General features: G+C 68.6%; 23 protein-coding genes and 1 riboswitch. Of the genes, 15 read left to right on the top strand and 8 right to left on the bottom strand.

Going from position 1 to position 23,499, the window contains the following annotated elements:
- The first annotated feature begins 190 nt into the window (after positions 1-190).
- Entirely contained in the window at positions 191-706 is a 516-nt protein-coding gene (locus KIH31_RS03250) for a universal stress protein (protein WP_214425600.1), read from the top strand.
- A 2-nt stretch (positions 707-708) separates the two neighbouring features.
- The gene (locus KIH31_RS03245; protein WP_214425599.1) at positions 709-1,551 is read left to right on the top strand and encodes a universal stress protein; all 843 of its coding nucleotides are present in this window, start codon (positions 709-711) and stop codon (positions 1,549-1,551) included.
- Positions 1,552-1,574: 23 nt separating this feature from the next.
- Here KIH31_RS03245 and KIH31_RS03240 read toward each other — a convergent pair whose 3' ends face one another.
- Both KIH31_RS03240 and cycA read right to left on the bottom strand, forming a co-directional pair.
- The gene (locus KIH31_RS03240; protein WP_214425598.1) at positions 1,575-2,420 is read right to left on the bottom strand and encodes a serine/threonine-protein kinase; all 846 of its coding nucleotides are present in this window, start codon (positions 2,418-2,420) and stop codon (positions 1,575-1,577) included.
- Positions 2,421-2,571: 151 nt separating this feature from the next.
- Positions 2,572-4,056 (bottom strand): D-serine/D-alanine/glycine transporter, encoded by a 1,485-nt coding sequence (cycA, locus tag KIH31_RS03235; protein ID WP_214425597.1) that lies wholly within the window; start codon positions 4,054-4,056, stop codon positions 2,572-2,574.
- A 339-nt stretch (positions 4,057-4,395) separates the two neighbouring features.
- A riboswitch (glycine riboswitch) is annotated at positions 4,396-4,496 on the top strand.
- Between the two features lie 151 nt (positions 4,497-4,647).
- Between cycA and gcvP the strand changes: the two genes are divergently transcribed.
- The 5 genes from gcvP to KIH31_RS03210 all read left to right on the top strand — a co-directional run bounded on the left by gcvP (position 4,648) and on the right by KIH31_RS03210 (position 11,791).
- On the top strand, positions 4,648-7,485 hold the full coding sequence (gene gcvP / locus KIH31_RS03230) for an aminomethyl-transferring glycine dehydrogenase (RefSeq protein WP_214425596.1): 2,838 nt from the start codon (positions 4,648-4,650) through the stop codon (positions 7,483-7,485).
- A gap of 12 nt (positions 7,486-7,497) precedes the next feature.
- Complete coding sequence (gcvT, locus tag KIH31_RS03225; RefSeq protein WP_214425595.1) at positions 7,498-8,613, top strand: glycine cleavage system aminomethyltransferase GcvT; 1,116 nt, start codon at positions 7,498-7,500, stop codon at positions 8,611-8,613.
- 68 nt (positions 8,614-8,681) lie between these two features.
- Positions 8,682-9,065, top strand: coding sequence for a glycine cleavage system protein GcvH (gene gcvH, locus KIH31_RS03220; RefSeq protein WP_214425594.1), 384 nt, complete (start codon positions 8,682-8,684; stop codon positions 9,063-9,065).
- Positions 9,062-10,372 (top strand): serine hydroxymethyltransferase, encoded by a 1,311-nt coding sequence (gene glyA, locus KIH31_RS03215; RefSeq protein ID WP_307857516.1) that lies wholly within the window; start codon positions 9,062-9,064, stop codon positions 10,370-10,372. Before gcvH ends, glyA begins: the two co-directional genes overlap by 4 nt.
- Positions 10,373-10,393: 21 nt before the next feature.
- On the top strand, positions 10,394-11,791 hold the full coding sequence (locus KIH31_RS03210) for an L-serine ammonia-lyase (RefSeq protein WP_214425593.1): 1,398 nt from the start codon (positions 10,394-10,396) through the stop codon (positions 11,789-11,791).
- A 51-nt stretch (positions 11,792-11,842) separates the two neighbouring features.
- On the opposite strand, the gene KIH31_RS03205 is transcribed toward KIH31_RS03210, so the two are convergent.
- The gene (locus tag KIH31_RS03205) at positions 11,843-12,694 is read right to left on the bottom strand and encodes an SDR family oxidoreductase (RefSeq protein WP_307857515.1); all 852 of its coding nucleotides are present in this window, start codon (positions 12,692-12,694) and stop codon (positions 11,843-11,845) included.
- Positions 12,695-12,958: 264 nt separating this feature from the next.
- Here KIH31_RS03205 and KIH31_RS18035 point away from each other — a divergent pair, with 264 nt between their 5' ends.
- Positions 12,959-13,120 carry a hypothetical protein gene (locus KIH31_RS18035; protein WP_250545356.1) on the top strand — a complete coding sequence of 54 codons (162 nt, stop codon included), beginning with the start codon at positions 12,959-12,961 and terminating at the stop codon, positions 13,118-13,120.
- Here KIH31_RS18035 and KIH31_RS03195 read toward each other — a convergent pair whose 3' ends face one another.
- On the bottom strand, positions 13,121-13,840 hold the full coding sequence (locus KIH31_RS03195; protein ID WP_214425591.1) for a hypothetical protein: 720 nt from the start codon (positions 13,838-13,840) through the stop codon (positions 13,121-13,123).
- A 131-nt stretch (positions 13,841-13,971) separates the two neighbouring features.
- Positions 13,972-15,417, bottom strand: coding sequence for a sugar porter family MFS transporter (locus KIH31_RS03190; RefSeq protein ID WP_214425590.1), 1,446 nt, complete (start codon positions 15,415-15,417; stop codon positions 13,972-13,974).
- Between the two features lie 175 nt (positions 15,418-15,592).
- On the opposite strand from KIH31_RS03190, the gene rraA reads away from it, so the two are divergent.
- Together rraA and KIH31_RS03180 are read left to right on the top strand one after the other, a co-directional pair.
- A complete protein-coding gene (gene rraA / locus KIH31_RS03185; RefSeq protein ID WP_307857514.1) occupies positions 15,593-16,054 on the top strand; it encodes a ribonuclease E activity regulator RraA in 462 nt (153 codons plus the stop codon).
- Positions 16,055-16,225: 171 nt separating this feature from the next.
- A complete protein-coding gene (locus KIH31_RS03180) occupies positions 16,226-16,606 on the top strand; it encodes a hypothetical protein (RefSeq protein ID WP_214425588.1) in 381 nt (126 codons plus the stop codon).
- Between the two features lie 93 nt (positions 16,607-16,699).
- On the opposite strand, the gene KIH31_RS03175 is transcribed toward KIH31_RS03180, so the two are convergent.
- Positions 16,700-18,409 carry an MDR family MFS transporter gene (locus tag KIH31_RS03175; RefSeq protein WP_214425587.1) on the bottom strand — a complete coding sequence of 570 codons (1,710 nt, stop codon included), beginning with the start codon at positions 18,407-18,409 and terminating at the stop codon, positions 16,700-16,702.
- A gap of 237 nt (positions 18,410-18,646) precedes the next feature.
- On the opposite strand from KIH31_RS03175, the gene KIH31_RS03170 reads away from it, so the two are divergent.
- On the top strand, positions 18,647-20,305 hold the full coding sequence (locus tag KIH31_RS03170) for an AarF/ABC1/UbiB kinase family protein (RefSeq protein WP_214425586.1): 1,659 nt from the start codon (positions 18,647-18,649) through the stop codon (positions 20,303-20,305).
- A 2-nt stretch (positions 20,306-20,307) separates the two neighbouring features.
- Here the strand turns inward: KIH31_RS03170 and KIH31_RS03165 are convergent, their stop codons facing one another.
- Positions 20,308-20,526 carry a DUF1508 domain-containing protein gene (locus tag KIH31_RS03165; RefSeq protein ID WP_214425585.1) on the bottom strand — a complete coding sequence of 73 codons (219 nt, stop codon included), beginning with the start codon at positions 20,524-20,526 and terminating at the stop codon, positions 20,308-20,310.
- Positions 20,527-20,674: 148 nt separating this feature from the next.
- Here KIH31_RS03165 and KIH31_RS03160 point away from each other — a divergent pair, with 148 nt between their 5' ends.
- Complete coding sequence (locus KIH31_RS03160; protein WP_214425584.1) at positions 20,675-21,040, top strand: metalloregulator ArsR/SmtB family transcription factor; 366 nt, start codon at positions 20,675-20,677, stop codon at positions 21,038-21,040.
- 145 nt (positions 21,041-21,185) lie between these two features.
- Here the strand turns inward: KIH31_RS03160 and KIH31_RS03155 are convergent, their stop codons facing one another.
- Positions 21,186-21,701: a GNAT family N-acetyltransferase gene (locus KIH31_RS03155; protein WP_214425583.1), complete on the bottom strand. Its 516-nt coding sequence runs from the start codon at positions 21,699-21,701 to the stop codon at positions 21,186-21,188.
- A gap of 164 nt (positions 21,702-21,865) precedes the next feature.
- Between KIH31_RS03155 and KIH31_RS03150 the strand changes: the two genes are divergently transcribed.
- The 3 genes from KIH31_RS03150 to KIH31_RS03140 all read left to right on the top strand — a co-directional run bounded on the left by KIH31_RS03150 (position 21,866) and on the right by KIH31_RS03140 (position 23,455).
- Positions 21,866-22,165, top strand: a complete 300-nt coding sequence (locus KIH31_RS03150; RefSeq protein WP_214425582.1) for a hypothetical protein — start codon at positions 21,866-21,868, stop codon at positions 22,163-22,165.
- A gap of 39 nt (positions 22,166-22,204) precedes the next feature.
- Positions 22,205-23,119, top strand: a complete 915-nt coding sequence (locus tag KIH31_RS03145) for a slipin family protein (RefSeq protein WP_214425581.1) — start codon at positions 22,205-22,207, stop codon at positions 23,117-23,119.
- Positions 23,120-23,254: 135 nt separating this feature from the next.
- Entirely contained in the window at positions 23,255-23,455 is a 201-nt protein-coding gene (locus KIH31_RS03140; protein WP_214425580.1) for a Flp family type IVb pilin, read from the top strand.
- The last annotated feature ends 44 nt before the right edge of the window (positions 23,456-23,499 follow it).

Genomic DNA, 23,499 nt, shown 5'->3' with positions numbered 1-23,499 from the left:
TGCCAGCGGCAGTGGGCGCCGCTGTACGTTTCCGTCATTCTTCCCTGCGCGGCGCCGGCCCCGCTAGGGCCTAAGGTCCATCGGGCCCGCGGGCCTAAAGCCTCTTGAAACAGGGACCGGCCGCAGGGAAGCTGGAACCCCAGCCGCGCGGCGGTGCAGCCAAGAGCGGCCTGAATGATCGGACCGAGCAGTGAACGAGAGCGCTACCCCAGAGCCCCGCATCGTCGTCGGCGTCGACGGATCCCCGTCCTCCGTGCTGGCTTTGAAGTGGGCCGGGCGCCTGGTCCCGGAGGTCGGAACCTCCATCACCGCCGTGGCCGTCTGGCAGTTCCAGCTCGCCTTCGGCACCTATACGCCCGTGGACTGGCACCCGGAGGAAATCGCCGAGACAATCCTGGCGGAAGCGATCGTGCAGGCCTTCGGCGACAACCCGCCGTGCCCCGTCGAGACGAAGACCTGCCGGGGACAGGCGGCCCAGGTCCTCATCGAGGAGAGCCGTACCGCCGCGCTCGTCGTCGTCGGAAGCCGTGGCCACGGAGGGTTCGCCGGGCTGTTGCTCGGGTCCGTCAGCTCGGCGGTGGCTGAACACGCCAAGTGCCCCGTGCTCATCGCCCACGGGCACGACATCCCGGGATTCGAAGCGCAGGAGGAAGCCGAGCGCAGCTCCGCCGCCCAATCCGCCCCCGACAGCGCCGCGGCCCTCTGACAATGGCTGTCTCCGCGGAGGGAAAGATCGTCGTCGGATTCGATGGATCCGAGGAAGCCAGGGGTGCCGTCATCTGGGCCGCACGCCAGGCGACGGCCGAGCAGCGCGGGCTGCTCGTGGTGCACTGCTGGCTCTGGCCCTTGTTCACGCACGATCTGGGCCCGGTGGAAGGAGTGGCGGACAGCGGGCTGAAGCACGCCGCGGAACTGATCCTGGAGGACGGAGCCGCAGCAGCCCGAGGCGCGTCCCCGGACCTGCAGGTGGACACCGCGCTCGCAGTCGGCGCGGCGGCGTCGGTGCTGCCGGGGCTTTCGGAGGACGCCCGGATGCTGGTGGTGGGCAGCCGGGGGCTCGGCGGGCTGCTGGGATTCCTGGTCGGCTCCACCAGCCTGACGCTCGCTGCGAGCGCACACTGTCCTGTCGCGGTGGTGCGCTCGGCGTGGGATGCCCGCGGGCCGGTGGTGGCAGGGGTCGACGAGTCCGCCGCGAGCGCTGCCGCCGTCGAGGACGCCCGTGAACTCGCACAGCTGTGGGGGGAGGAGCTGGTGCTGGTGCACGTGGGGCAGGCCTCCGAGGCGCTGGATGCCGCCGCCGACCGTGTGAAGGCCGCCAGCCCAGGGTTGGCCGTGCGCACACAGACCGTGCCGGGGCGGACGGCCGCGGAGGGGTTGCTGCACGCCGCGCGGGGAGCCCGCGCGGTCGTGGTGGGGGCCAAGGGGCGCCACGCCGCCGGCGGCCAGACGGGTTCCACCGTGCACCGCGTCCTGCATCACTCCGCCGGAACGGTGCTGGTCGGCGGCCATGCGAGGGCCGCCGCCACAATCCCGGCGGCCCCGGACAGCTAGGCGGCCCCACTCGGGCGGTGCAGTCAGGCGGGGACGGCCACACCGGGCGCCAGCATGGCGGCCGCTTCGGCGGCGGACGGCCTGTCCTGGGGCAGCCGCGCCGTCATGGCCCGCAGGACGGGAACCCAGGCGCCGAGGTCTTCCGGTACCGCGGGGGAACGGACCAGCCTGCCCACGATGGACTCCAACGGCGGCCCCGGAAAAGCGACAACGCCGGTAAGGCACTCCAGCAGGACCAGCCCCAGCGAGTAGATGTCGCTCGGCGTCTCCACCAGCTCGCCCGTGGCCTGCTCGGGACTGAGGTAGGCCGCAGTGCCCGTGGTGGTGCCCTGCATCGTCAGCGGCGTGTTGCCCAGGACGATCGCCAGGCCGAAGTCGGAGAGCCGTGCGCTGCGCCCCGTTCCGGCGTCGCCGGCGGGAATGAGGATGTTGGCCGGCTTGATGTCCCGGTGCACGACGCCCTCAGCGTGGACATAAGCCAGCGACTGCAGCAGATCAACGCTCCACTGCATGGCGTCACCCCGCGGGACCAAGCCATTCTTCAGCCGCTGGCGCAGGTTGGACCCCTCGACGAGCTCCATCACCAGATAGGTCCGCGGGTTCGCCATCTCCTGGACATCAACCCCCGCATCGAGCAGGACGACGAGCCCCGGGTGTGCCAGCCGCTGGAGGATCTTCAGTTCCCGTTGCTGCCGGCGCGCGTCCGCTGAATCCGCGGCCCCGTTGCGGGAAATCTTCACCGCGACGTCCTGTTGCAGGAACTCGTCCCGCGCCCGGTACACGCGCCCGGCGGCGCCTTGGCCGATCAGTTCCCGCAGCTGGTACCTGCCGGCAAGGAGGGAAGGCGCTGGCGCCGCGGAGGGGTCCATGGGTCCCGATTTCTGCGGAAGCGAACCCGCACGCTAGAAGCCAGGCACTGGAAGGTCATGCTCTGTCACTTGAAGCATAGCCGTCCCGGGGCCCGTCGCGGGGCGTGCGACCCCGTTTGACGTCGGCCTGCGACCCGTTTGGCGCGGCCGGTCAGCGGCGGGCGTCTTCCGCGGCAGCCAGGTCCGCGGCCAGCTCCGCCTTGAACGCCTCGTAGCGCGCCGTGTGGAACGGCCGGCGGCGCAGCACCAGCCACGCTCCGCCCAGCACCACGAACCACAACGGCGTCACCAACAGGGCCTGCAGCGTGTCCAGCTGCGTCGTCAGGGCCCAGATGAGGAAAGCGAAGAACGCGAAGACGACCCACACCATGGCCGTGCCGCCGGGCATCTTGTAAGCCGAAGCCGCGTGCAACTGCGGCCGGCGACGGCGGTACACAAGGTAGCTGACCAGGATGATCGTCCAGACGAACATGAAGCAGACGGCAGAGACCGTGGTCACCATGTCGAAAGCCTTGCCGATGTCCTTGCCCGCGTAGAGCAGCACCACGCCCGAGAGCAGCAGCACGCAGGAGAGGAACAATGCGTTCCGGGGCACCTTGCGCGAGGAAAGCCGGCCGAACACCTCCGGTGCGTCACCCTCCTGGGCGAGCCCGAACACCATCCGCGAGGTGGAGTAGATGCCAGAGTTCGCCGAGGACATGGCCGAGGTCAGCACCACAAGGTTCACCACGGTGGCGGCGATGCCCAGTCCGGCAAGCGAGAACATGGCGATGAACGGGCTGTGGCCTGCCTTGAACTCGGTCCAAGGGGTCACCGCCATCAGGATCACCAGAGCGCCGACGTAGAACAGCATCACGCGGACCGGGATGGAGTTGATCGCCTTGGGCAGGTTCTTCTCCGGGTCCTTGGCCTCGGCCGCAGTCGTGCCGACGAGTTCAATGCCGACGAAGGCGAACACGGCGATCTGGAACCCGGCTACGAAGCCCATGAACTCCTTCGGGAAGAAGCCGCCATGCGACCAGAGGTTCGCGAAGCCGGCAGTGCCGGCGCCGGAGCGGAAGCCGGTGAAGATCATGACCAGGCCGACGACGATCAGCGCGACGATCGCGACAATCTTCACCAGCGCGAACCAGAATTCGGTTTCCCCGAAGGACTTGACCGTTGGCAGGTTCAGCAGCAGGAGGATGGCAATGGTCCCCAGACCCGGAATCCACAGCGGAATGCCCGGCCACAGCTCACTGGCATAGCCGGAAATGGCAATCACATCCGCGATGCCGGTGACCACCCAGCAGAACCAGTAGGTCCAGCCGGTGAAGAAGCCCGCCCACGGCCCCAGCAGATCAGCCGAGAAGTCGCTGAAGGACTTGTAGTTCAGGTTCGAGAGCAGCAGTTCGCCCATCGCCCGCATCACGAAGAACAGCATGAACCCGATGATCATGTAGACAAAGATCACCGACGGTCCCGCGACCGAAATGGTCTTGCCCGAGCCCATGAAGAGCCCGGTGCCAATGGCGCCGCCGATGGCGATCAGCTGAATGTGACGGTTGCTCAACTGCCGCTGCAGGTGGGGCTGCTGCTCGCGGGCCGAAACCCTGGGGGCGGTCTTCGCCGCGGACGGGGACTGCTGGTCTGGCATGGGTCTTCTTCCTCGATGGACGCCGCTTCCGCACCGAAGTGGGGCGCGGAAGCACCGGCGCAGCGCGGTGGAGCGGCGCCGGCAGATCGGGTTTTCACACTAACGCAGGGGTGCGGCCAGCGTGGAACTTCAACTCCGTGCGGACACACCGTGGCTGGGCGGCCGCCGAAGGAAAAGGGGTGGCAGCGGCATCATTGGCGCGGCCACGGGGACCAGTGTGACCACGATCACGAATGAAAGTCAAAACCGGCCGGCCGGGCCCGCGGCGGCCTCCTTTTGCCTTGGCCGCCGCCTTCCCGATATCCTGTGAGACGAATCACCCACAACTGAACATGCCTCCGAACCGCTGCGGGAGAGTCCTGCCCGCCACCACCGGAGCAGGCGCCGTAGGAGCAAATCCTCCCCGGGAATCTCTCAGGCCCCTGTACCGCAGCGACCAGGCAACTCTGGAAAGCAGCCAGGCTCCGGCCGTGGCTCACCGACGGTGCAAGCGGACCCTCCGGGGACGCGGAAACTCTCAGGTCCAATACAGTGCGGGGAGGAACTCGATCATTTGCGGTGCCCTGCACCGGACCAAACCGGGAGTTCCTCATGACGGTTCAACATTCCTCCTTCCCCTTCGTGGATCGGCACATCGGCGCGCGCCGTGAGGCCGACGTGGCCAGCATGCTCAAGGCGGTCGGCTACGACAGCCTTGGTTCGCTGGTCGACACCGCCGTGCCGGCGGACATCCGGCAAGAGTCGGCACTGGTGCTCGAACCGGCGCAAAGCGAGGTGGAGGTGCTTGCCGCGCTGCGCCGCCTCGCTGCGAAGAACACCACTGCCGTCCAGATGATCGGCCAGGGCTACTACGACACCGTCACGCCCCCGGTGATCCTGCGCAACGTCCTCGAAGACCCTGCCTGGTACACCGCCTACACGCCCTACCAGCCGGAAATTTCCCAGGGCCGGCTCGAAGCTTTGCTCAACTTCCAGACCATGGTCGAGGACCTGACCGGCCTGCCCATCGCCAACGCCTCCCTGCTGGATGAGGCCACGGCGGTGGCCGAGGCGGTCCTGCTGATGCGCCGTGCCAACAAGCGCGAGGGCATGATCGTGCTCGACGCCGACTGCCTGCCGCAGACCATCGCCGTCGTCGAAGGCCGGGCCGCAGCCCTGGACTTCGAGGTCCGGGTCGCCGACCTGTCCGCCGGCCTGCCCGACGGCGACATCGTCGGCGTCGTGCTCCAGCAGCCCGGCGTCTCCGGCCGCGTCTTCGACCACGCCGGCGTGATCACCGCCGCCAAGGACCGCGGCGCGATGGTCACCGTCGCGGCGGACTTGCTCGCCCTCACCCTGATCACCGCGCCCGGCGAGCAGGGTGCCGATATTGCGGTCGGCTCCGCGCAGCGCTTCGGTGTCCCGCTGTTCTTCGGCGGCCCGCACGCCGCGTACATGTCCGTCCGCAAGGGGCTTGAGCGCTCGCTGCCGGGACGGCTCGTCGGCGTCTCAAAGGATTCCGCCGGCACCCCGGCGTACCGCCTGGCCCTGCAGACCCGCGAACAGCACATCCGGCGGGAGAAGGCGACGTCCAACATCTGCACGGCGCAGGCGCTGCTGGCCATTGTCGCCAGCATGTACGCGGTCTACCACGGTCCGGAGGGGCTGAAGGCGATCGCGGAGCGCACGCGCAGCCACGCCCGGACGCTGGCCGCGTCCCTCAAGGCCGGCGGATTCGAGGTCCTCAACGACACCCTCTTCGACACGCTTACCGTGAAGGCCCCCGGCCGTGCCGCGGACCTCATCGAGGCCGCGGAAGACCGCGGCGTCAACCTGCGGCGGATCGACGCCGACCACGTGGGCATCTCCTGCGACGAGACGACCACGGATTCCATCGTTGCCGCCGTCGCCGAGGCTTTCGGGGTGCCGGTCACCGCAGCTGAGGGCTTCGAGCTGCCCGCCGCCGTCGTCCGCGGTTCCGCCTACCTCACCCACCCGGTGTTCCACACCCACCGGTCCGAAACGCAGATGCTGCGCTACCTGCGCCGCCTCTCGGACCGGGACCTGGCGCTGGACCGCACGATGATCCCGCTGGGCTCGTGCACCATGAAGCTGAACGCCACGGTCGAGATGGAGGCCATCTCCTGGCCCGAGTTCGCCTCGATCCACCCCTTCGCGCCGGACCACCAAACGGCGGGATGGCGGGAACTCATCGCCGACCTCGAAGCGGACCTGGCGACCATCACCGGCTACGACCAGGTCTCGATCCAGCCGAACGCGGGCTCGCAGGGCGAGCTCGCGGGCCTGCTGGCAATCCGGGGCTACCACCTCTCCCGCGGCGCCGACCAGCGCACCATCTGCCTGATCCCCGCCTCGGCACACGGCACCAACGCAGCGTCCGCGGTGCTGGCCGGCATGAAGGTGGTCGTCGTGGCGACGGCGGCCGACGGCTCGATCGACCACGCTGACCTCGCCGCGAAGATCGAGGCCCACCGCGAGCACCTGGCCGCGATCATGATCACCTACCCGTCGACCCACGGCGTGTACGACGACGACGTCCGCCAGGTCTGCAGCGCCGTCCACGAGGCCGGCGGCCAGGTGTACATCGACGGCGCCAACCTGAACGCGCTCGTCGGGCTGGCCCAGCCGGGCCGGTTCGGCGGCGACGTCTCGCACCTGAACCTGCACAAGACCTTCTGCATCCCGCACGGCGGCGGCGGCCCCGGCGTCGGCCCGGTTGCGGCCAAGGCGCACCTGGCCCCGTTCATGCCCTCGGACCCGGTTGCGCCCGCTGAGGCCGGGGAGCACGCGGTGCCGATTTCGGCGTCCCGCTTCGGCTCCGCCGGCGTGCTGCCCATCTCCTGGGCCTACGTGAAGCTCATGGGCGGCGAGGGCCTGACCGAGGCGACCCGGAGCGCGCTGCTGGCCGCCAACTACGTCGCGGCGCGGCTGGACCCGCACTTCCCGGTCCTCTACACCGGCAAGGGCGGCCTGGTGGCCCACGAGTGCATCCTGGACCTGCGCGAACTGACCGCGCGCACCGGCGTCACCGCCGAGGACGTGGCCAAGCGCCTGATCGACTACGGGTTCCACGCCCCGACCCTCGCGTTCCCCGTCGCGGGCACCCTGATGGTGGAGCCGACCGAGTCCGAGGACCTGGGCGAGATCGACCGGTTCATCGACGCGATGATCGCAATCAAGGCCGAAATCGACCAGGTTGCCGCCGGGGACTTCAGCGTCGAGGAGTCGCCGCTGCGGAACGCGCCGCACACCGCGTCGGCGCTGATCGACAGCAGCTGGGAGCGCAAGTACACCCGCGAGCAGGGCGCCTTCCCGGTGGCCTCGCTGCGCAGCGACAAGTACTTCCCCCCGGTCGGACGCATCGACGGCGCGGCCGGGGACCGGAACCTCGTCTGCTCCTGCCCGCCCATCGAAGAATTCGCGAACTAGGAGAGCGGCACCATGAGCGAGACCAGCAGCCACACCGCCCTGTACGACCAGCACCGGGCCCTCGGCGCGTCCTTCACCGACTTCGGCGGCTGGCAGATGCCGCTGAAGTACAGCAGCGAACTCCTCGAGCACAAGGCCGTACGGGCCGCCGCGGGGCTGTTCGACCTGAGCCACATGGGCGAGGTGGAGGTGAGCGGGCCGGACGCCGGCGCGTTCCTCGACTACGCGCTGGTGGGCAGGCTCTCGGCGATCGCCGTCGGCAAGGCGAAGTACTCGCTGATCTGCACCGACGACGGCGGGATCATCGACGACCTGATCAGCTACCGCCGCGCGGAGGACAACTACCTGGTGGTGCCCAACGCCGGAAACGCCAAGGCGGTCGCCGCCGCCCTGGCCGAACGCGCCGCCGACTTCGATGTCACGGTGGACGACCAGTCCTCGCGGACGTCGCTGATCGCGGTGCAGGGGCCGCACGCCGAACAGATCCTGCTGGACCTGGTGCCCGCCGGGCAGGCGGACGACGTCCGGTCCCTGAAGTACTACGCCGCCACGGAGGTGACGGTCGCCGGGCTGGACATCCTGCTGGCCCGCACCGGGTACACCGGCGAGGACGGCTTCGAGCTCTACGTGCCCAACGAATCCGCCGCGGTGCTCTGGAACGCCCTGCTGCGCGCGGGCACGCCGCACGGCCTGGTGCCGGCCGGCCTGGCCTGCCGCGACTCGCTGCGGCTCGAGGCGGGGATGCCGCTCTACGGCAACGAGCTCTCGCTCGGCGTGGACCCGTACGCCGCCGGTCTCGGTCCCGTCGTCGCCCTGTCCAAGGAGGGCGACTTCGTCGGCCGTGCCGCGCTGGAGCGGAAAAAGGCCGCCGGCCCGGCCCGGAAGCTGGTCGGGCTGCAGGGCCTCGGCCGCCGCGCTGCCCGTTCGCACTACCCGGTGCTGCAGGACGGGCAGACGGTGGGCGAGGTGACTTCGGGCGCCCCGAGCCCCAGCCTCGGCTACCCGGTCGCGATGGCCTACGTCGACGCGGCACTGGCCGAGCCCGGCACCGAGCTCCAGGTGGACCTGCGCGGCAAGGCCGAACCGTTCCGGGTCGTGCCGCTGCCGTTCTACAAGCGCGCCAAATAAGCCCGCCGCGGGCCCGCAGCAGCGGGCCCGCGCGTTTCCCTCGTTTCTTCCCCGAAAGGCATTCCCCCATGATCAAGGTCGTTCCCGAGCTCCAGTACTCCGCCGAACACGAGTGGGTCTCCCGTGACGGCGGCGGCCCCGCCGGCATCGGCATCACCGCCGTCGCCACCGACGCGCTCGGCGACATCGTCTACGTCGACCTGCCCGAGGTCGGCTCGACCGTGACGGCGGGGGAGACCTGCGGCGAGGTGGAGTCCACCAAGTCCGTCTCGGACCTGTACGCCCCTGTCAGCGGCGAGGTCGTCGCCATCAACGACGCGGTCATCGAGGACCCGGCCCTGATCAACAACGACCCGTACGGCGCCGGCTGGCTGTTCAAGGTCGCCGTCACCGCCGACGGGCCCCTGCTCAGCGCCGAGGAATACGCCGCGGCGAACGGCGCCGAGCTGTGACCGCGCCCGCCGCCGTGCAGAACCTGCTGGACGGGGACCTGGCGCAGGTCGACCCCGAGGTCGCCGCCAAGATCGACGACGAGCTGTCCCGCCAGCGCCACGGGCTGGAGATGATCGCCAGCGAGAACCACACCGCCGTCGCCGTCATGCAGGCCCAGGGGTCGGTGCTGACGAACAAGTACGCCGAGGGCTACCCCGGCCGGCGCTACTACGGCGGCTGCGAGCACGTCGACGTGATCGAGCAGCTGGCCATCGACCGGGCCAAGGAGCTCTTCGGTGCGGCGTACGCCAACGTGCAGCCGCACTCCGGCGCCCAGGCGAACGCCTCCGTGATGCACGCACTGCTCAAGCCCGGCGACACCATCATGGGCCTGAACCTCGCCCACGGCGGCCACCTGACGCACGGCATGCGGATCAACTTCTCCGGCCGGCTCTACAACGTCATCCCGTACCAGGTCCGCGAAGAGGACCACCGGGTGGACATGGAGGAGGTGGCCCGGCTCGCCCGCGAGCACAAGCCGCAGCTGATCGTCGCCGGCTGGTCCGCCTATGCCCGGCAACTGGACTTCGCCGCATTCCGCCGCATCGCCGACGAAGTGGGCGCCTACCTGATGGTGGACATGGCCCACTTCGCCGGGCTCGTGGCGGCCGGCCTGCACCCGTCCCCGTTGCCGCACGCCCACGTGGCCACCTCCACCACGCACAAGACCCTGGCCGGTCCGCGCGGGGGCATCATCCTCAGCAACGACGCCGACATCGCCAAGAAGATCAACTCTGCCGTCTTCCCGGGCCAGCAGGGCGGCCCGCTGGAGCACGTCATCGCCGGCAAGGCCGTGGCCTTCAAGATCGCCGCGACGGAAGAGTTCCGTGAACGCCAGGAGCGGGTCCTGGCCGGGGCGCGCATCCTGGCCGAACGCCTGATGCGCGACGACGTCGCCGCGGCCGGCATCTCCGTCATCAGCGGCGGCACCGACGTCCACCTGGTGCTGGTGGACCTGCGCAACTGCGAGCTGGACGGCCAGCAGGCCGAGGACCGGCTCGCCGCCATCGACATCACGGTCAACCGCAACGCCGTCCCGTTCGACCCCCGGCCGCCCATGGTGACCTCGGGCCTGCGGATCGGCACCCCCGCCCTGGCAACGCGCGGTTTCGGCGAGGAGGCGTTCCGCGAGGTCGCCGACATCATCGCGGAGGCCCTGGTTGCCCCCGACGGTGCCGATCTCTCCGCCCTGGCCGCGCGCGTCCGCGGGCTCGCGGACGCCCACCCGCTCTACCCCGGGGTCGCCGACACGGCGTCCGCGGGCTGAGCAGCGAGCAAAGGACCGGCAATGGCTGTTGGCGTCTTCGACCTCTTCTCCGTCGGCATCGGGCCGTCGAGCTCGCACACCGTGGGCCCGATGCGGGCGGCGGCAGCCTTCACCCATGAGCTCGCCGGCGCCGGCCTGCTCGAGCGGGTGGCCGGGCTGCGGGTCCACCTCTACGGTTCCCTGGCGGCCACCGGCCGCGGGCACGGCACGATGACGGCGGTGCTGCTCGGCCTGGAGGGGTATGAGCCGGAGCTGATCCTGCCGCAGGAAGTCGAGGACCGGCTGGCGGACCTGGCCGCGAGCGGCGTCCTGCGCCTCGCCGGGGTCCGGCCGCTGCAGTACGCGGTCGAGGACATGGTTTTGCACCCGCTGACTGTGCTGGACCGGCACACCAACGGGATGACCTTTGAAGTGCTGGACGAGGCCGGGGGAGTGCTGCACGGGGCGACCTTCTTCTCCGTCGGCGGCGGTTTCATCGTCCGTGAAGGCGAAGAGGAGGCCGCTGCGCAGCAGCTGCAGGCGAGCAAGGCGCAGCTGCCGTACCCCTTCCGGACAGCGGCGGAGCTGCTGGCGCACTGCCACGCCACCGGGCGGGGGATCAGCGACATCATGCTTGCGAACGAGACGGCGGACCGTTCCGAGCAGGAGGTGCGGGAGGGGCTGCTGCACATCCGGGACGTGATGGAGGAGTGCAAGAACGCCAGCCTCCGCCGCACCGGCGAGCTTCCCGGCGGCCTGAAGGTGCGGCGCCGGGCACCCGCGTGGCACGCCCGCCTCCGCCAGGAAGACCCGGACCGGGACCCGAAGTTCTGGCAGGAGTGGGTGAACCTGGTGGCCCTTGCCGTGAACGAGGAGAACGCCTCCGGCGGCCGGGTGGTCACCGCCCCGACCAACGGGGCGGCGGGCATCATCCCCGCCGTCATGTTCTACGCGACGCATTACTTGCCGGGCATCCGCACCGCTTCCCAGCGCGAGAAGGACGACGTCGTTGTCCGGTTCCTGCTCGCAGCCGGGGCCGTTGGCGTGCTGTACAAGGAGCAGGCCTCCATTTCCGGCGCCGAGGTGGGCTGCCAGGGCGAGGTCGGTTCGGCGTCGTCCATGGCTGCGGCGGGCCTGGCCGAGGTGCTCGGCGGAACGCCCAAGCAGGTCGAGAACGCGGCCGAGATCGCGATGGAGCACAACCTGGGCCTGACGTGCGACCCGATCGGGGGCCTGGTCCAGGTGCCGTGCATCGAGCGCAACGCGATCGCCGCCGCGAAGGCCATCAATGCCGCCAAGATGGCGCTCTGGGGCGACGGCGACCACCGGGTATCGCTGGACGAGGTGATTGTGACCATGCGCGAGACCGGCAAGGACATGAGCTCCAAGTACAAGGAGACCGCCATGGGAGGCCTCGCCGTCAACGTCGTCGAGTGCTGAGACCCGGCCGAACGGCCGCTAACGGCGGGCTCCTCCGCACGGAGCCCGCCGTTAGCGGCCGTTCGCGCGCAGGAATGCGCGCAGCGTGAGCGGAGCCTGCCCGGTGATCTCCTCGACGGCGCCGCTCAGCCCTGCCAGCTCGCCGCGCGCGATGGCCGTGTATGTGCTCACCCAGGCATCCAGCTGCCACTCCGGCGCGCCGTACCCCCGCCGCGACTCGTAGGCCTCTGCGGTCGTCTCGTTGTGGAACGACACCGGCCGGCCGGTCTCCTCGCTGAGCACCGCGGCGGCCGACGCCAGTGAGAGTTCCTCCGGTCCGGTCAGGTCATAACTGGCGTTGCGGTGCCGCTCCGGGTCCTGCAGGATGGCCGCCGCCGTGCGGGCGACGTCGTCCCGGGCCACCACGGACGCCACCCCGTCGCCTGCAGGACCGCGGATGACGCCGTCCTCGCCCACCATCGCCGGCAGGAAATCCAGGTACAGGTTGTCGCGCAGGAAAGTGTAAGCCATGCCCGAGGCCCTGATGTGCTCCTCGGTGGCGAAGTGGTCCCGCGCGAGCGTAAAGGACGCGTCGGGGGCGGCGCCGTAAAACGAGGTGTACACGATGTGCCCCACCCCGGCGTCGGCGGCGGCGTCGATGAAACTGAAATGCTGGGCCAGCCGGTCCGGAGCCTCCGCCCCGGAGACCATGAAGAGCAGGTCGATGCCGGCCAGCGAGCCGGCAGCCAGGCCCCGGTCGGCGTAGCCGGAAAGGACCGGCTCGGCCCCGGGGAACGCGGGCGCCCGCTCCGGGGAACGCGCGAGCAGACGCTGGCGGGCTCCGGCGGCGGCCAGCAAACGCGCGACGGCCCCGCCCACGTAGCCGGTGGAGCCGGTGACCGCCACGGACAGCTCGTGGTTCACTGCGGACCTCCTCGCCGGCGCCGGGTGCGCAGTCCCATTATGGGCGCTGCCGCCCCGTTCTCCTAGGGTTTCCGCAGCGGGTTCAGCAGGCGCCGCAGGCGCGCTTAATAGTCTTGCGGCAGCGCTTCGGGGCGGTTCATAATTCCAACACCACGCCCGCAGGGCGGGGCTCGGGAGGGGAGCTGTCATGGCCGGCAGGTTGAGTTGTTCGTTGATGCCGACGCGAGGTACAGGTTCCGTCTCCGGTCCGGGGACGGAACCGTGATGGCCGTTTCGAAGGACTACGCCACGAGACAGGCAGCCGTGGCCGCCATCAATGCAGTGCGCGAGTGCGCCGGCACGGGCCTCATTTCGGATCTGTGTGCGACGCGGGGCCAGCGCCAGGCGTCCTCCGCAGCGTCCCGGCGCCACGCGCCCGGGCGCTGATCAGTCCGGTTCGCGCAACGAGGGCGGCGGCATGCGGTGTTCCCGCCGCCGCGCGGCCCAGAGGACGGTGATGCCCGCAGCGATCGACAGGGTCGCGGTGTAGCTCAGAACGGTCGCTGCATCCTCGACCCGCCTGCCCTCGATCGGGAGCGCCGTGATCACCAGCACCAGGACGAAACCGAGCAGCAGCAGTGCCGATGAGACCCGAACCGGGACGCGCCGGGCGCGCAGCACGGCCTCCGCCGTCGGACGGAGCAGGCAGACAGCGACGAACGCCGGATAGAGCAGGCCGGCCTTCGTCAGCCACAGCACGCCCGGAGCATCACGGTAGAGCGAGAGGCCGGGGGAGGACACCGGCAGATCGCTCAGCAGGAAGGCCGCGGCCAGCACGACGGCGGAGACGCCAAGGACCGCGTATCCGGCGGGAGCAGCCACCAGCCGCGCGGTCGAACGGTGCTGGTAGCCGGCGGCCGTCCTGATGCCGAGCAGGGCAAACACGCCGAGCAGCATCAGCCGCAGCAGCAGGTAGGCGTAGTTCCGCTCTCCGAGGACCCGGTCGACCGCCAGATAGATGTCGGAAATGTTCAGCGCGATCACTCCGGAAGTCAGCATGAAGACCGCGAAGATGCTGCGCGACTCGCCCCGCGTCACAGCGCGGAACCGGCTGGCTGCGATGAGCAGGCACAGCGCCAGCGGAATCCATTTGATGGCTTCACTCATCCGCCGCTGGTCATCTCCTTCCATCCGCGCCTGCTTCCGATCCTAGCGAATCGCCCCTTAACGCCGTCAGGGGCAGGACCACTGTCCTGCCCCTGACGGCACTGGCATTCCTGGCGTGAGGGCCCCTGGCGTCAGGCCTTCGCCTTGGCGGACTTCTTGGCGACGAACAGCGTGTCCGCCTCCTCCAGCGACATGCCGTTGGTTTCGGGAACCTTGAACAGCACGAAGAAGAAGGACGCGGCGGCGAACAGTGCGTACGCACCGTAGGTCACCGGCAGCGACAGCGCAGCCATCGGGGGGAAGCTGAGCGTGATCACGAAGTTGGCGACCCACTGGGCGGCAGCAGCCAGGCCCAGGGCCTTGGCGCGGAAGCGGGACGGGAAGATTTCGCCCAGGAGCACCCACACGAGCGGTCCCCAGGAGGCACCGAAACAGACCACGAAGACGTTCGCGGCGACGAGCGCCGTCGGGCCCCAGCCGCCGGGCAGGCTCGGCTCCCCGTTGACCACAGCGGCGTTCATGAAGCTGACGGCCATCGTGGCCAGCGAGACGGCCATGCCGATGGAACCGGCCAGCAGGATGGGCCGCCGCCCGACGCGGTCCACCAGCGCGATGGCAATCAGCGTCACGAGAATGTTGGTGATGGAAGTGACCACGGAGATCGTCAGCGAGTCCGATTCGTGGAAGCCCACGGCCTTCCAGAGCGAGGTCGAGTAGTAGAAGATCACGTTGATGCCGACGAACTGCTGGAACACCGAGAGCAGGATGCCGACCCAAACGATGGAGTGCAGGCCGAGACTCTTGCCGCGCAGGGAACCCTTCAGCCCGGCCAGCTCGTCCGCGTGCACGGCTTCGTGGATTTCCCTGATGGAGCGGTCCGGGTCCTCGGCAGGGGCAATCCGTGTGAAGATCTCCCGTGCCTTGTCCTCCTGTTTGGTCATCACGAGGTAGCGCGGGGATTCGGGCAGCTTCAGGGCGATGGCGCCGTAGACGACGGCGGGGACGACGCCGGCGAGGAACATCCAGCGCCAGGCCTGGAGGCCGAAGAGCCCCTGCTGGTGCGCGCCGCCGGAAGAGTTGGCGATCACCGCGTCGGAGAGCAGGGCGGCGAAGATGCCGACCGTGATGGCGAGCTGCTGCAGGGAGCCCAGCCGTCCGCGCAGCTTTCGCGGGGAGATTTCGGCGATGTAGGCCGGCGCGATCACGGAGGCGACGCCGATGCCGAGGCCGCCGATGAGGCGCCACAGGATCAGGTCCCAGACGCCGAAGGCCAGCCCGGTGCCCAGGGCGCTGATCAGGAACAGGCCGGAGCCGATCAGCATGACCTTGATGCGGCCGATCCGGTCAGCGAGCCGTCCGGCGCCGTAGGAGCCCGCCGCGCAGCCAAGCAGGGCGACGGCGACGGCGAAGCCGGTGAGCGTCTTGGAGAGGGCGAACTGCCCCTGGATGGCGTCGACGGCGCCGTTGACAACTGAGGAATCGAATCCGAAGAGGAATCCGCCGACCGCCCCCGCGGTTGAGAGGCCGATGACCTTCGCATTGGTGCCGGCCGTCCGGCCGGAGGTGGTCGTGGACATTATGCTCCCTCGGATATACCCGTAAGGCGGGATCTTCAGGTGCAGAGACTTGCTTCAACGCACGAATCCCGCCCGGACAGTCTTCTTCATGCGGCAGTAGGGGTCAAATCCGGTGCTGCCCCCGGCGGCTGGTTAGACTTGCCGAAAACCGCAGGCGAGGGAGCATCCAGTGGGCGTGAGCACTGCCGATCTGTACGACGAGCGGGGCGAGGAGCTGCAGTCCGTGCCGACGCAGTTCCTGAACCTGGGCGGAGCGAGGGAGTTCAGCGGTCCGGTCCGCACAGTGCGCTGCTTCGAGGACAACGCGCTGCTGAAGTCGGTGCTGCAGGGCGACGGCGGCGGAGCCGTGCTCGTCGTCGACGGCGGGGCCTCGCTCGCCTCGGCCCTGATGGGGGACATGATCGCGGAGTCCGCCGTGCGCAACGGCTGGGCCGGCGTCGTGATCAACGGGCCCGTGCGGGACCGGCTCGCGCTGGCGCAGCTGCCGCTCGGGGTGAAGGCCCTCGGCAGCAACCCGCGCAAGAGCGCCAAGACGGGCGCGGGGGAGGCCGACGTCGAGGTGGTGTTCTCCGGCGTGACGTTCCGGCCCGGAGCGATGCTGTACAGCGACGACGACGGCATCCTCGTCGAGCGCTAACCCGCGCCCCTCCCGACGCCCCTCCAGCGCGCGAACGGCCGGCAACGGCGGGCTCCGCGCGGAAGAGGCCGCCGCAACTGGCCCCTCGATGGGGGAGTGCGGCCCTGTCCGGACCGGCCTCCGACCGATAAAATTGGAAGTGGCGGCATTCAGTCCAATGGAGGCGACGCCATGAACAAGCACAGCAGCAAGAAGCCCGAGGAGAACGGTCCGGCCCCGTCCGAGGGCGAGGAAGTCCGCGGCCGATATGTCGAAGGATCCTATGGTGCGGCCGGGGGCCAGCGGGGCCGCACGTCCGAGGACACGGTTGGCCGTTACACGGAGGGCTCGTACGGCAAAGCAGGCGAACGCGGCGGCCTTCCCGAGCCGTTAGGCGAGGAGCAGGAGGAGTCCGGCCGGTTCATCGAGGCGGACTATGGCCGTGAGGGCACCGTGCCGGGGCGCACGTCCGCGGACGCCGTCGGGCGTTACACGGAGGGCTCTTACGGTAAAGCGGGGGAGCGCCCGCCGGCACGGAAGGCGCGAGCCTCCGGCTCGGATTCGGGCCAATAGACAACCGGCAAATAGGCAACCGGCAACGAAACAGGGCCCCGGGGAGAATCCAGGGGCCCCGTTTCGTTGGCGCCGGCGGCGCCGTCCGGACAGCTAGTGCAGCGGCGCGGAGACCTCCGGCGCGGTCTCGTCCTCGAGCTCGGCGTTGTCTTTCTGCGCCCTCGCCGCTCTCGGGTCCACCAGCTTCGCGTTGGGCAGCAGCCAGGAGACGAGGAAGGCCAGCGCCACGAGGGCTGCGGCGGTGAGCATGACGACGTCGATCGCCTGCGCGAACCCGTCCCTGATCGGGAAGGTCAGCGTGGGATTGGCGTTCTTGAGCCAGCTGGTGTCGTTGAGCGAGTTGTCTCCGGCGCCGTTCTTGAAGAAATCGAAGAGCGGCTTGTTCGCCGGGTCCCCCGCGATCGCCGGATCCCGCAGCAGCTTCTGGTAGTTCGGATCCGCCATGGCGGTCTTCATGGCGCCGCTGATCTTGTCCGCCGCCTGGGCGAACAGGAGCGAGATGAAGACTGCCGTGCCGGCCGCGCCGCCCATCGAGCGGAAGAACGCGGCCGTCGAGGTGCCCACGCCCATGTCCTTCGGCGGAACGGCCATCTGCATGGAGATGGTCAGCGGCTGCATGCAGAAGCCAAGCCCGAGGCCGAACATGACGGCGATGGCACCGGGGACCCACAGGCCGGTGTCCACGTGCAGCGACAGGCCCATGATGACGGCAGCTCCGGCAAGGATGGCCGTGCCGAGCACCGGGAAGATCTTGTACGTACCGGTCCGCGAGATGGCCTGGCCGCTGGTGATGGACCCGGTGAGGATGCCGATGGTGAAGGTGATCATCATCAGGCCGGCCTCGGTGGGGGTCAGGCCCTTCACCAGCTGCAGGTACATCGGCAGCATCGCGATCGCACCGAACATCCCGACGCCGATGATGAAGTTCAGCAGCGAGGACAGACCGAACGTGGGGATCCGGAAGAACCGAAGCGGGATGAGTGCTGAATCTCCGGCTGCCTTCTCGGCCAGGATGAACAGCAGGATGCCCAAGGCGCCCAGGCCGTAGCAGATCCAGGAGTTCGACGACGCCCAGCCCCAGCTGCGGCCCTGCTCAGCGACGAGGAGCAGCGGCACCAAGGCAAGCGTGACGGCGCCGGCGCCCCAGTAGTCGATGCGCTGTTTCTGGTGTTTCGCCGGCAGATGCAGGTAGATCCAGACGACGGTGAGGGCGGCGACGGCGATCGGGACGTTGACGAAGAAGACCCAGCGCCAGCCGTCGATTCCCATCAGGGTCCTGGTCCCCGCGAAGAAGCCGCCGACCACCGGGCCGAGGACCGAGGAGACCCCGAAGACCGACATGAAATAGCCCTGGTACTTGCCGCGGTCCTTCAACGGGACGATGTCGCCGATGATTGCCAAACCGAGCGCCATCAGGCCGCCTGCACCCAGGCCCTGGATGCCGCGGGCGATCGCCAGTTCGGTCATCGAGTGGACGGACCCTGCATAGATGGAGCCGGCGAGGAAGATTCCGATCGCAGTGACGTAGAGCGGCCGGCGCCCGAAGATGTCGGACAACTTGCCGTACAGCGGCGTGCTCACCGTGGACGTGATGAGGTAGGCGGTGGTGGCCCAGGCCTGGAGCGAGAGCCCGTCCAGGTCGTTGGCGATGGTGTAGATCGACGAGGACACGATGGTCTGGTCGAGCGAGGCAAGGAACATGCCAAGCAGCAGGCCTACCAGCACCGTCATGATTTCGCGGTGCGTGAAGACCTTGGATGCCTCCGGGGTGCGGGACCGGGCCCCGGTGCTCACGTGGGACATGGGTGGCTCCAATGAAGAAAAGGGATTCGCAAACAGAATAGTTGCTTTGGTGAAACAAGTATATGCATAACCGGCCCTTTGGGTAGGGCCGAAGACGGAGGATGTGGCGCAGCTCTCATGCCGTTCAGCGCCCGCCGCCGGCGGGATATTCCCGGGGCGTTAGAATCGAGTCACCTTTCCGCCGGGTTCCGCCCGGGACCCGGCGCCGATTGCCACAGCCTGGAGCCGCTGACGCCGATGAGCACCCATCTGGATCGATACCGGCAGGTGGCCGAAGTGCTGGCCCGGCACGGACTTGGCGCCCTCGTGGGCATCTCGGGCCTGGACCGGTGGGCGCCGCTGGGGGCCCTGGCGGGAAATCCCGCCGAGCGCAGGACGGCGCCGGATCACCTCCGGCTCGCGCTCGAGGAGCTCGGACCGACCTTCATCAAGCTCGGGCAGCTGCTTTCCACCCGCGCCGACCTGCTGGCGCCCGAGTACCAGGCGGAACTTTCGAAGCTGCAGGATTCTGCGCCGGCCGTCGACGGCGACACCGTCCGGGAGCTGATCCGGCAGGAGCTTGGGGCCGCCCCGGAGGAGGTGTTCAAGAGCTTCGATCCGCGGCCGCTTGCCAGCGCCTCGATCGGGCAGGCCCACGCGGCGGTGCTGCCGGACGGGACGGAAGTGGTGGTGAAGGTGCGCCGGCCCGGCGTCGTCGAACGCGTGAACGAGGACCTGGAGATCCTCCGCAATCTCGCGGCGCAGGCGTCGCGGCGCTGGGAGGCCGCTGCAGGCTACAACGTCGCCGGCATCACCCAGGAGTTCTCGGAGACGCTCCGCGCGGAGCTCGACTACCTGCAGGAGGGCCGTAACGCGGATCGCTTCGCCGAGAATTTCGCCGCGGACGACGGCGTGCACATCCCGCGGGTGGTCTGGGCCTGCACCACGTCGCGGGTGCTCACCCTCGAACGCATCCGGGGCGTGAAGGTCAGCGACCTCGACGGGCTGGAGCGCACGCGGGTGGACCGGCGGGCGCTCGCCGTGCGCGCGGCGGGGGCTGCGGCGAAGATGGTCTTCGAGGACGGGTTCTTCCACGCGGATCCGCACCCCGGAAACCTGTTCATCGAGCCCGGCGGCCGGATAGGGCTGATCGACTTCGGCATGGTCGGCGAGGTCGACGAGAAGCTGCGCGACAAGCTGGGTGTGCTGCTGGTGGCCCTCGCCCGCGGCAATCCCGACCGGATCGGCACGGCCCTGGTGGACATTTCGGTCACCAAACGGCCGGCGGACCGCGCGCAGCTGCGCGCGGACCTGGTTCCCTTCATGGCCCTGTACCAGGGGCGCCAGCTTGGCCAGATTGATTTCGCGGCCCTGGTGACCAGGATGCTCGCCCTGCTGCGCGACCACCATCTCCAGCTGCCCCGCCAAATGGCGATGCTGCTGAAGATGGTCGTCATGGTGGAGGGCATGGGTGTGCAGCTGGACCCCGAATTCAGCCTCGCGGAGGTTTTCGAGCCCTATGCCCGGCGGCTGGTGCTCGAGCGTTTCTATCCCAAGGTCTTCGCGAAGCGGCTCGGTCAAGCCGGCATGGACGCGGCCGATCTGGGCGTGGAGCTTCCGGAACGCCTGCGCCGCCTCTTCGACCTCGTGGACGCCGGCGGCGTTGAGGTGCATCTGCGGGCGGCGGAACTGGAGCCGTTGATCGGCCGGGTCGAAAAGATCGGCAACCGCCTGGTGGCGGGAATGATCGTCTCGGCGTTCATCCGCGGCGTCGGCGAGCTGACCGTGGGTGACAAGGACAAGTGGCGCGACTGGGAGGTGCCGCTGATGCGGGCCGGGTTGGGTGCGGCGGGCGTCCTCAGCGGCTACCTTGCCTACACGGCCCGCCGCGGGAAGCGTCCCGGGCGGTTCTCATGAGGTCACGCCGCCCCGGCGGCGCCTCCGGTCCGGTCGACGACGAAGCCCGTCGCCGCATTTTCCCGCACCGCGATGATCCCGGCGACGACACTCTTCAGGTGAGGGAACCGGCGCGAGACGGCAACGACGGTTCCGTCCTCCGCCGTAAGCTGGAAGCTGTACGGAGCATCGGGGTTGTTGTCTTTGAAAATCTCGAACCTACCGGCCACCTGGCACCTCATCGTGACGTCGATATTAATGCGGCAAAACTTGATGACTTTATGTTTCCATCAAGCCATAATGAGTGTATCGGGACGGTGAGCGGGTGGGGTAGCCCTACTGACTGGTAAGTTAATATTCGCCCCCGAAGACGTCGAAAGTTGTTCCCCCATGGCTGACGCGTTATTCCCGGCTCCGCTGAATGAAGTGAAGGCGGAGCTGTTCAAGAGTCTCGGGCATCCGGTGCGCATCCGGGTGCTGGAGCTCCTCTCTGCCTCGCCCACCGTGTCCGTGGCTGAAATGCTTGCCGCGACCGGACTGGAGGCGTCCCACCTGTCGCAGCACCTGGCCGTGCTCCGACGCCAGAACCTCGTCATAGCGGACCGGCGGGGGAGCCAGGTCTTCTACACGCTGGCCCAGCCGGCGGTGGCCGACCTGTTGAAGTCCGCCCGGAAGCTGCTCGTTGACATTCTCCAGGCCAACCAGCTCAATCTGCAGCAGTCCGTGGCGGACGCCACCTCCCGCGGCGCCGAGTAGCCGCAGTACCTGCGCTGGCCGTACCCGGCTTGCCGCACTTGTGCGGCTGTGGCGGGCCGCGCGCCGGCGGTCCGGCCGGTGGAGGTTTGCCGGTGGAGGTTTGCCGGCGGAGGTTTGCTGGGGGAGGTTTGCTGGTGGTCCGGGCTCAGAGTGCGGCTGAGGGCTCCCGCCCCATCAACTGCCGGCCGGCGGGAAGGAACGCCGACGTCGGGGTGAGCCAGGCGAAGCCGACGGCGCGGAAGAAGTCCACCCTGGCCTGATGCGGGAGGTGGGACTCGCTTTCATCGAGCTGGGCGACCACCATTTTCCGGCCCAGCGCCGCGGACTCCTCGATGAATGATGCAATCAGTGCGCGCCCTATGCCGGCGCGCCGGCAGTCCGGGCGGACGTAAAGCTCGGTGATGAGTGAGCCGGTGACGTGGGGGGGAGTGTCCGCGTAGCCGGCCAGCATCCGCCAGCCGTTGAAGTGGTGATGGCCAACGAGCAGGCCGACGATCTCACCGTTGCATTCAGCCACCCGGCGGACCTTGACCGTTCCCGCGCCGGTAGCTGCAGCCGTTGCGGCGGAACCCTGGGGCCACTCCGCCATGAGCCGGCAGATGCCGACATTGTCGGAAAGGGTGGCGTCCCGGATGTGGACGGAATCCTGGATCGGCAGCAAGCGAAAATACTCCTTCCCCCCGCTCCCATTTTAGGGCCGTTCAGCGGCTGAGCTACTGCAGGTGAGCTGGCCGAGGCTGGCGTTGTGCCTGCTGCTCCCGGTACGATCAGTAGGCTTACAAATTGAGCAACCGCGTGAATGAGTTCTCTCCAGGAGTTTATCGAATGCGAGGATACCCCCGGGCGCTGCCCGACGAAATGAGCCTCGGCCTGCCGGCACCCGCTGCGGTCGAGGTGGAGGAACGACCCCAATTGACCTTCCAGCAAGACGCGTACGCCCACTGCGGCGTGCCGATGAAGCCGAAAGATGCGACAGTGTCGTCCATCTACGCGCCGATGAGCACTGATCCCGACGACGAACCCACCATCCAGGTGTACATGGACAGCGTGCTGCTGCGCTGCGATTGCGGCTTCCAGCTCGTCGTCCCGCTGGCCGATCTCGCCCCGGGCGCCGGATCCGAATAGGGGGCGCTTTCGGAGGGCGCAGGGCGGATAATTGGTCCCATGGATGCCGCGGCCGCCGTCGTCATTGTTGTCCTTGCCATCCTGGTCGTCGTTCTGGCCAGAATGTCGGTGCGCATCGTGCAGCAGTATGAGCGGGGCGTGCTGTTCCGGCTCGGGCGGGTGGTGGGGGTGCGCAGCCCGGGGCTCCGCACGATCATCCCTGTGGTGGACCGCCTTTCCAAGGTAAGCCTGCGCATCGTCACGATGCCGATCCAGTCCCAAGGCATCATCACCCAGGACAACGTGAGCGTCGACGTCTCCGCCGTGGCGTACTACCGGGTGGTCGACGCCGTGAAATCGGTGGTCGCCATCGAGAACGTTGCGGCCGCCATCAACCAGATCGCGCAGACTACGCTGCGCAAGGTCGTCGGCCGGCACACGCTGGACCAGACGTTGTCCGAAACGGACAAGATCAACGCGGACATCCGCGAAATCCTCGACGTGCTCTCGGTGGAGTGGGGCGTGGAGGTGACGCTGGTGGAACTGAAGGACATCCAGCTGCCCGAAACAATGAAGCGGGCCATGGCCCGGCAGGCCGAGGCGGAGCGGGAGAAGCGGGCCAAGATCATCGCCGCCGAAGGCGAAGCCATTGCGGCCGCCGCCCTTGGCAGCGCCTCGGACGTGATGATGGAGCATCCGCTGGCCCTGCAGCTGCGGAACCTCCAGACCCTCGTGGAGCTCGGGGTGGACAAGAATTCCACCATCGTTTTCCCGGCCCCGCTGATGAGCACCATCGGTGAACTGGCCAATTTCCTCTCCCGCGAAAGCAGGGCGGCCGGGGCGCAGGAGCCCGGAATCGAGGCGGTGCCGAACGCGCCGGAGCCCTCGTTACCGGTCGTGGAAAGCGGGTTCGGAGAGGCTGTGGGGCAAACCCTATCCCAAATGTCACAGAAATCACCTTTGCAACGCGCTTAACTCTGTTATCCTACTTTTGCATTGAAGAGAGCAGCCGCTCCTCGACAAGCGCAGCCCAGTGATTTCTGGGGGTCTCACTCAGCTACGAAACCGATGAGGTTCGCCGGGCTACCGAACACAGTAAAGGTCTCAGCCATGCTTTCTCTTTTCGCAACCCTTCACACCTTCTTCCTTTCCCGCGTTGACGGCCTGCGCCGTGAAGAAACCGGGGCCACCGCTGTTGAATACACCCTGATGGTGGCACTTATCGCCGTTGCCATCGTGGGTGTGGTCACCGCATTCGGGCAGCAGCTCAGCGCCTTCTTCGGCGGCCTGGGCGCCCAGCTCGGGCTCTAATCCAGCCGGGATGTCTGTTTCCGGTTTTTGCCGGATCCTCGGAT

The organism is Paenarthrobacter sp. DKR-5 (genome assembly GCF_018531425.1).
Taxonomy (GTDB): Bacteria; Actinomycetota; Actinomycetes; order Actinomycetales; family Micrococcaceae; genus DKR-5.
This window is presented reverse-complemented; position numbering and strand designations above follow the sequence as displayed.